Annotated in this window: 6 protein-coding genes; 3 read left to right on the top strand and 3 right to left on the bottom strand. The window is 63.5% G+C overall.

Annotated elements, in window-relative coordinates; all coding sequences use genetic code 11:
* The 3 genes from IEY58_RS33000 to IEY58_RS32990 all read right to left on the bottom strand — a co-directional run.
* Positions 1-222 (bottom strand): hypothetical protein (locus tag IEY58_RS33000; protein WP_189052444.1); only part of this gene is annotated, 222 nt, incomplete at its 3' end.
* A 102-nt stretch (positions 223-324) separates the two neighbouring features.
* Complete coding sequence (locus IEY58_RS32995) at positions 325-966, bottom strand: energy transducer TonB (RefSeq protein ID WP_189052443.1); 642 nt, start codon at positions 964-966, stop codon at positions 325-327.
* A gap of 94 nt (positions 967-1,060) precedes the next feature.
* The gene (locus IEY58_RS32990; protein WP_189052442.1) at positions 1,061-1,264 is read right to left on the bottom strand and encodes a hypothetical protein; all 204 of its coding nucleotides are present in this window, start codon (positions 1,262-1,264) and stop codon (positions 1,061-1,063) included.
* A gap of 237 nt (positions 1,265-1,501) precedes the next feature.
* Between IEY58_RS32990 and IEY58_RS32985 the strand changes: the two genes are divergently transcribed.
* The 3 genes from IEY58_RS32985 to IEY58_RS32975 all read left to right on the top strand — a co-directional run bounded on the left by IEY58_RS32985 (position 1,502) and on the right by IEY58_RS32975 (position 8,399).
* Positions 1,502-1,717, top strand: a complete 216-nt coding sequence (locus tag IEY58_RS32985) for a hypothetical protein (protein ID WP_189052441.1) — start codon at positions 1,502-1,504, stop codon at positions 1,715-1,717.
* 262 nt (positions 1,718-1,979) lie between these two features.
* Positions 1,980-4,907 (top strand): TonB-dependent receptor domain-containing protein, encoded by a 2,928-nt coding sequence (locus IEY58_RS32980; RefSeq protein ID WP_189052440.1) that lies wholly within the window; start codon positions 1,980-1,982, stop codon positions 4,905-4,907.
* A gap of 573 nt (positions 4,908-5,480) precedes the next feature.
* On the top strand, positions 5,481-8,399 hold the full coding sequence (locus tag IEY58_RS32975) for a TonB-dependent receptor domain-containing protein (RefSeq protein ID WP_189052439.1): 2,919 nt from the start codon (positions 5,481-5,483) through the stop codon (positions 8,397-8,399).
* Positions 8,400-8,439: the final 40 nt, after the last annotated feature.

The following is an 8,439-nucleotide window of genomic DNA, read 5'->3' as shown; positions in this document are numbered from 1 at the left end:
CGGGGCCGCGGCGGGTGCGGCGCTCTGGTCGGCCGTAACGTCCGCCGGCGCCGTCACCAGTGCCCGCACAGCCGGGGCCGGGGCCGGGGCCGGGGCCGGGGCCGGGGTGGTCGGCGTGGTCGGAGCGGTCGCAGGCGCGGTCTGCGCCAGTGCCGGGACCAGGGGAGAGGCGGCGAGGAAAAGCGCCGTCACGAGGGCCGTCAGGCTGTTGGTCTTGGTCATGGTGTCTCCGGTAGCTCGGTGTCCCGCTGGGCTTGCTCGGCGGGACCGCCGTGTCGTTCTTGTTTGTTGCAACTCGTTCGAAGGCTTGGCCGCGTCGCAGCGTTACTTCAGCGTGAAGCCGATGCTGAACGTGTGGTGCGGCTCCGCCACCGCCACGCCGTTCTTGATCGCCGGCTTGTAGCGCGCGGTCTTCACGTATTCCAAAGCCGAGTCCGCAAACGCCTGGCCGCCCGTCACACTCGTCACCGTGCAGTTCGACGTCTTGCCGTCCGTATCCACGTCACACGTCACGTCGACATGGCCCTCGCGCCCCTGGTCCAGCATGCGCGGCGGATATTTCGGCGAACCGCCCGAAATCGGCCTGGCACTCACCTCGCTGTCCGGCACGGCCGGGGCTGCCTGCGGCCGCGCCACCGGCGGCGCCTGCGGTGCCGGCGGGGCCACCGTCGCGACCGTCGGGACCGGCGTCGGCGCCGGCGGCTTGGCGATCTGGATCTCCGGCGGCGGAATATACGGCGGCGGGGGTGCTGCCAACTTCGGCGGCGGTGGCGGCGGCGGCACATCCGGCGGCGGCGGCTTGACCTCCTCGATGATCTTCGTCTCGATCGGCGCCTTGATCACCTCGACGATGTTCGACCCAAGGCCCGTCACAAGCGCGTAAATCAACCCAACATGCAGGAGCACAACAACGGCAAATCCGGTCAGCTGCCGCCCAGGGCTCTTCTGCTGCTGCGTGAAATTCATCCCAGTTTCCTCCTCCGCCCGCCCTCTCGCGGGAGAGTTTCGAGCGCAACGAATTTCGCCGTCGTTACCGCACGACAGACGAACGCGCAATCGTTTAAGCGAATAAGCGTTTTTCCTGCCTTTGAGCCGGAAATTCTGCCGAAAATAGCGTCACTGCAACGGCTTCATCGGCATTTTCCAGCAATTGCCGCAGGTTCGTTCGGATATTACAGGATGCGGGCACATGACGCGGCGCGCGGCCGATGGCGGGATGGCCCCGATCGGTCGGCTCTTCACGATGTAGCAATGCCTGTGCCACGAAACGCTACCCAGCTCCCGGCCGGCAATCTCGGCCGGCCCATTATCTCGAACGCCTCCCGTGCACCGGAAACCTATATTGCCGATGGACGGGACGAATACGGGGGTGAGTCCCGCCCTCTGACTTGCAACGCCAGGATGTCGCTCTCGTTCGAGAGCAAGCGCCATGCGTTACGGTCATGGGGTGGGTCCGCGGAGCGCATTATGCCATCTTCATGACAAAAGTCGCCCAGTTTTCATGCGCAATCGCGATGATTTTGCGATTCGCCTCCTTTCTCGGCATAAGCTTGCACATTATTGCGATCGGCCGACCTGGAAATTACGGGTTATTTCCGATTCCGACGATTTTGGCGATTTGACGTCCGGTACTGGCGTCGAGCGCGCAGCACAAAATGCCGGATGCCTCGCCATCGATCTTGGTGGAAAGCTGCGCGGCGCAGCGGTCCGATTGTGACGATCGATAGCGGGACTCCATGCGCTCTGCCCATGGCCGCCCCGCATTTTTGTGGCGCTGCGGCCACACCCCTCAACTACCTCCGGCTGGCCCTTCGGCGGCTATTGTCACGAACGAAACTTTCCGGAAATCTTTGTAACAAGGGAGTTACAAGAATTTCCTGTTCGCCTTGCGACCGCGCTGCGGCGTTGCCCGCCGGCGCGGTCGTGTCCCGTAAGGGAGGGGGTCTCCAATGAGCATTACAATGAGGGGGTCTGGGTCCTTGACACTTAAGAGCCGACTTTCCGGCACAGTCGCCGTTCTGGCGCTGATGCCGGTGTTCGCCGCGGTGCCGGCGCTGGCGCAAAGCGCGCCGAGCCAGGTTGCGCAAGCCGCACCGCAAACCGAAACCATCGAAGTTACCGGCACGCGCCTCAAGAACACGGACGCGCAGAGCGCCAACCCGATCACCGTCGTCTCGAGCGAGGACATTCAGAAGCAGGCGGCGACGACGGTCGAGCAGGTGCTGCTGAAGCTGCCGTCGGTCGACTTCAACGGCGGTCTCACCGCCAACAGCTCGAATGGCGGCCTCGGCGAGTCGCAGGTCAGCCTGCGCAATCTCGGCCCGCAGCGCACGCTCGTCCTGCTGAACGGCCAGCGCTTCCCGTTCACCGACAACAACAACGCGTCGTTCAGCGCGGTCGACCTGAACAACATCCCGCTGTCGATGATCGATCACATCGAAGTGCTGCGCGACGGCGCTTCGTCGGTGTACGGCGCCGATGCGATCGGCGGCGTGATCAACATCATCACCAAGCAGCATTTCAACGGCGTCGAGATCGGCGGCGAGGTCGGTGAGACCAGCTACGGCGACGGCCTGCGCCATTCGGTCTATTCGACGGCGGGTGCCGACTTCGACCGCGGCAACATCCTGATCAACGTCAGCACCGACCACACGGACGCGCTGTTCGGCAAGGACCGCTCCTGGGCGGTTAGCCAGCATCCGGAAGCCGACGTCAACAGCTACCAGAACCTGTCGAGCCGCGTGACCGGCGCCGTCGGCGTCATCAACGGCTCGAAGTATTATTTTCCGAGCGGCCTAAATTCTGGGGTTCCGGCGTCGGCCGCTTGGACGCTCGGCTCCGTCCAGGTTTCTCCAGGCGTCTTCGCGGGCGGCGGCATCTCCCCTGGCGACCTTGGGTTCCAGGGCGGGGGCGTCTCCTTCAACGTCCTGCCGACCCAGGGCCTGACGGCTGGTCTCGACCGGCAGCAGTTGAACTTCACGACCCACTATGACCTGACGCCGAACGTGACGGCCATCCTGGAAGGCTTCTACACGAACCGTCAGTCGAACGAGCAGCTGAACCCGGAACCGACCGGCTACAACACGCCGACGCCTCAGTTCCCGAACGGCTTCTTCTCGCCGGCGACACTGCCTGACGGGACGCCGAACCTGAATAACCCGACGGTCGTCAATCCGGGCGCCTTCGGGCTCGCGAGCGGCGTCAACGTGCCGATCCTGACCCGCCGGTTTGAGAACGGCCCGCGTCTCTACAAGGACGACGTTAATACCTACCGCATCCGTGCCGCTCTGACCGGCACGGTGCTGGGCAAGTATGACTGGGAAGCCGGCTACCTGTACGGCAAGTCCGCCGGCACGTTCAACGTCTACAACGAGACGAACTTCTATCATCTGTCGCAAGAACTGGGCATGAACGCCTGCGGCTCCGCGCCGGGCTGCTCGGTCGCCAATGTCTTCGGCTACAACACGCTGACGCCGGCCCAGGCCAAGTATCTCTCGTTCACCAACACGGATACGAGCGAATACACCAACCAGGAAGCCTATGGTCACATCGGCGGCCCGGTGTACGACCTGCCGGCCGGTCCGCTCAATGCCGCGGTCGGCTTCGAGTACCGCACCGAGAGCATGTTCGATCACCCGGACTCGATCGTGTCGCAGGGTGACGGTGCGATCTTCGCCCTGCCGACGACCGGCAATTACGCAACCTCGTCCGGCTACGTCGAAGTCAACGCCCCGCTGCTGTCGAACCTGCCGTTCGTCAAGATGCTGACTGCCGATGCGTCCGGCCGCTACGACTACAACACCACGTTCGGCAAGTCGCTGACCTACAAGGTCGGCCTCGACTATGCCATCAACGACGACTTCCGCCTGCGCGGCAACCATTCCACCGGCTTCCGTGCGCCGCAGCTCCGCGAACTCTATAGCGGTCTGTCGCAAGGCGAGGTCGGCGGCGTCGATCCCTGTGTGACCGGCGGCACGTTCGCCGGCAGTGCGGCCTGCTTGGCCTCGCTGCCGCCGGGCGTGACCACGGCGACGCTCACCAAGATCAACCAGATCACGGAAGCGACCGGCGGCAATCCGGGCGTGCATCCGGAAACCTCGCAGGAATGGACGTTCGGCGGCGTCGCGACGCCGCACTGGATCCCGGGCCTGTCGGTCAGCGTCGACTACTACACGGTCCTGATCCGTAACGAGATCGGCACGCTGGACGCCCAGTCGCTGGTGAACGCCTGCTACGGCGGCGTTCCCTACCTGGTCTCGCAAGCCCAGGCTTGCAAGCTGGTCGGCCCGCGTACCGCCGGCACCGGTTCTCTCGGTGTGGTCCAGGCGCTCAACGCGAACGTCGGCGCCGAGAACACCGACGGCATCGACCTCGATCTGGCCTATGGCATCGACACGGCGAAGCTGGGCCTGCCGGCCTGGGGTCACCTCGACTTCACCGGCCAGGTCAACTACCTGCTGAGCGACGAGGTTAGCTCCGGCGGCAATACCGTCAAGCAGGCGGGCACCTTCGGCTTTGGTAACGGCGACGATGCCGAGCCGCGCTGGAAGGCGTTGCTGGGCACCACGTTCCGGCGCGACAACTGGTCGGTCAACTGGACGACCCGCTACTACGGCGGCGTCAAGAACGTGAGCCGTGCCGCCGACTGCTCGAGCCTGCCGGCGAGCGGCATCTGCCCGACGGTCGGTGCCGGTGACTTCGAAGGCAACGAGGCGGCTGGCGTGTTCTATCACGACATCAGCGGCACCTATCAGTACAAGAACGTCAACGTGACGGTCGGCGTCGACAACCTGTTCGACAAGGATCCGCCGTTCCTGTTCCCGACGGGCCAGACCAACGCAGCCGGCACCGCCGGTTACGATTTCACCGGCCGGTTTGTCTACATGAAGGCCTCGATCAAGTTCTGATCCAGGCCTAGCGCTCGGCAGGTGCCGCTCTTCTCCGGAAGGGCGGCGCTCCGCCCGAGCGAAACTCCGAGCGGCACGATGCGCGAGCATCGTGCCGTTTTTTTTGCTCGGCCTTTGCCCAGGGCGATGCGAGCGCTCTGTTTCGATCTGTTTCGGTGCGATCGCGTCGCGGATGACGGTCGGCAATGTCGTGGAATTCCCGATGTTCCGCCGATCTTCCTGAAAAAGACAGTGCCTGCTTTGGCTAATTTTTTAAACAACACCGCTGCAGTTTTGCGCGTTTTTCCCTGCTTTGTTTCAAACATTTCCAGATTAATAAAATAAAATAAAATGAAATATACTTATGATCAGTGTCGTGTGTTTGTGTTTTTTGAGGCACACAAGAAAATTTCGTGAATAACGACTCGAATATACTCATTGAGTCGCTTTTTTCTTTTTATCAGTGCTTGGGGAAATGGAGGCCGAATCGGCGTCCATGCCACATGGCGGCGGCACGGGTCCGAGGGGTACCGGCCGCTGCCGATCCCTTGGGGGATTCCCCGTCACAAGCTCTGCCAAAAGGAGCCTCAGACCTTGACGCTCAAGACCCGACTTTCCGGTTCGGTCGCCATCCTGGCGATCGCGCCGCTGTTCATGGCCGCATCGGCCGTCGCTCAAAGCACACCGCAGACCGAGAACATCGAGGTGACCGGTTCGCGCATCAAGAACACCGACGCCGAGAGCGCCAACCCGATCACCGTCGTCTCGAGCGAGGACATCGCCCGTTCGGCCGCGACGACTGTCGAGGAGGTGCTGCGCAAGCTGCCGGCGGCCGATTTCACCGGCGCCGTGACGGCCAACAGCAACAACGGCGGCCTCGGCGCCTCGCAGGTGAGCCTGCGCAACCTCGGCCCGCAGCGCACGCTGGTGCTGGTCAATGGCCAGCGCTATGTGCAGACCGACAATCAGACGACGTCGGTCGCGGTCGATCTCAACAACATCCCGGTCTCGATGATCGACCACATCGAGATCCTGCGCGACGGCGCCTCGTCGATCTATGGCGCCGACGCGATCGGCGGCGTCGTCAACATCATCACCAAGCAGCACTACAACGGCGTCGAGGTCGGCGGCGGCGTCGGCATGACGAGCTACGGCGACGGCCTCAAGCACAACGTCTATTCGACCATCGGCGCCGACTTCGACCGCGGCAACATCCTGGTCAACGTCAGCGAGGACCATACCGACCCGATCCTGAACGCGTCGCGCTCCTGGGCGATCTCCGAGCATCCGGAGGCCGACTACAACAGCTATGACGGCATCTCGAGCCGCGTCACGGGCGCGGTCGCGACGATCAATGGCTCCAAGTATTATTTCGCCAACGGCCTGTCGTCGGGCATCCTCGCGAGCGACGCCTATACGCTCGGGCACCAGATAACCCCGGGCGTCTATGCGGGTGGTGGGCTGGCGTCCGGCGACATCGCCATCGCCGGTGCCGGCGTCTATTACGACTATCTGCCGCACGAGGATCTGACGGCCGGTCTTGACCGGACGCAGCTCAACTTCACCGCCCACTACGACATCGCGCCCAATGTCACGGCCGTGCTCGAGGGCTTCTACACGAACCGGCAGTCGACCCAGCTCCTGGCGCCGGAGCCCTGGGGTTCGAACGTGTTGACCCCGCAGTTCCCGAGCGGGCTCTATGTCGCGGCGAACTACATCGACAGCTCAGGCAACCTGGTCGCCAATCCCTACAACCCGACGAACCAAGCCAACGCCGCGGCGCTCTACGGCGCCACCAACCAGAACGTCTACATCTACAGCCGGCTCCTGAGCGGCAATCGGTACTACAGCGACGACATCGACACCTACCGCCTCCGGGCCGGGCTCGAGGGCACACTGCTCGGCAAGTACGACTGGCAGGCCGGCTACATCTACGGCAAGTCGGCGGCGACCTATCGCGTGTCGAACGAGGTGAATTTCTATCACCTGTCGCAGGAGCTGGGCATCAACCCGTGCGGCACCGAGCAGGGCTGCTCGATCGGAAACTTCTTCGGCACGAACACGCTCACCCAGTCGCAGCTCAACTATCTGTATTACACGAACACCGACACGAGCCAGATCACCCAGCAGATCGCCTACGGCAACATCGCGGGTCCGGTCTATCAGCTGCCGGCGGGGCCGCTCACCATGGCGCTCGGCTTCGAATACCGGACTGACGACATGTTCGATCATCCGGACTCGATCACCGCGTCGGGCGATGGGGCAGTCTATTCCGAGCCGACCCAGGGCGGCTACGCGACCGCTTCGGGTTATGCCGAGCTGAATGCGCCGCTGTTGTCGAACCTGCCGTTCGTCAAGATGCTGACGGCAGACCTCTCGACCCGCTACGACTACAACACGGTCTATGGCCGGGCGCTGACCTACAAGGCTGGACTCGACTATGCCGTCACCGACGAGTTGCGCCTGCGCGGCAGCCAGTCGACCGGCTTCCGCGCACCGCAGGTCAAGGAACTCTACGCCGGCAAGTCGCAGACCAACCCGTCGGGCACGGCTCTCGATCCCTGCGCGTCGGGCGGCCAGTTCTACGGCAGCGCCACCTGCGTGGCATCGCTCGCCGCAGTTGGCGCCACCAGCTCGACCGTCACTCAAGTCAACCAGCTCACGGCCGAGATCGGCGGCAACACCAACCTCAAGCCGGAAACGTCCCAGGAATGGACGATGGGTGGCGTCTACCAGCCGAAATGGGCGCCGGGCCTCTCGGTCACGGTCGATTACTACGACGTACTGGTACGCAACGAGATCAGCCAGTACGACGCGGAATCGCTGCTGCTTGCCTGCTACGGCAACGTCAAGTACCTGGTCAGCCAGGCCCAGGCCTGCAAGCTCGCAGGATCGCGCGCGGTCGGCACGGGCGACGTCGGCATCATCGATACGCTCAATGCCAACATCGGCGACGAGAGCACGAACGGCATCGACATCGCGATGAACTACCAGATCGCGACCGAGAAGCTCGGCCTGCCGGCCTGGGGCATGCTCTCCTTCAACGGCCAGGCAAGCTATCTCTTGAGCGACACGGTGACGTCGAACGGTACCACGATCCAGCAGGCCGGCACCTTCAACACGTCGACGGACAGCGCTGAGCCGCGCTGGAAGGCGCTCCTCAACGTGACCTTCGCGCGTGAGGGCTGGTCGTTCGGCTGGACCGCCCGTTACTACGGCGGCGCTCACAACTACGACGGCACGTCGGCTTGCGAGTACGGCACGCTCTCGAACTGCACGGGTTCGACCAAGGGGGCCGAGGACTACGAAGGCAACGAGGTCGCGGGCGTGTTCTACCACGACATCAACGTGACCTATAAGTTCAAGAACGTGAATCTGTCGGTCGGCGTCGACAATCTGTTCGACAAGGACCCGCCCTATGTCGGCGGCGCGCTCAACGCCAACTCGCTGGGATCGGCCGGCTACGACTATACCGGACGCTTCGTCTATCTGAAGACCTCGGTCAAGTTCTGATCGAGATTTGAGGCGTTTGGCCTTCGGGCCGGTGCCTCGC

The organism is Aliidongia dinghuensis, assembly GCF_014643535.1.
In the GTDB taxonomy this organism is placed as follows: domain Bacteria; phylum Pseudomonadota; class Alphaproteobacteria; order ATCC43930; family CGMCC-115725; genus Aliidongia; species Aliidongia dinghuensis.
Note: the sequence above shows the minus strand (reverse complement) of the source record. Positions and strands in the feature narration are given on the sequence as shown.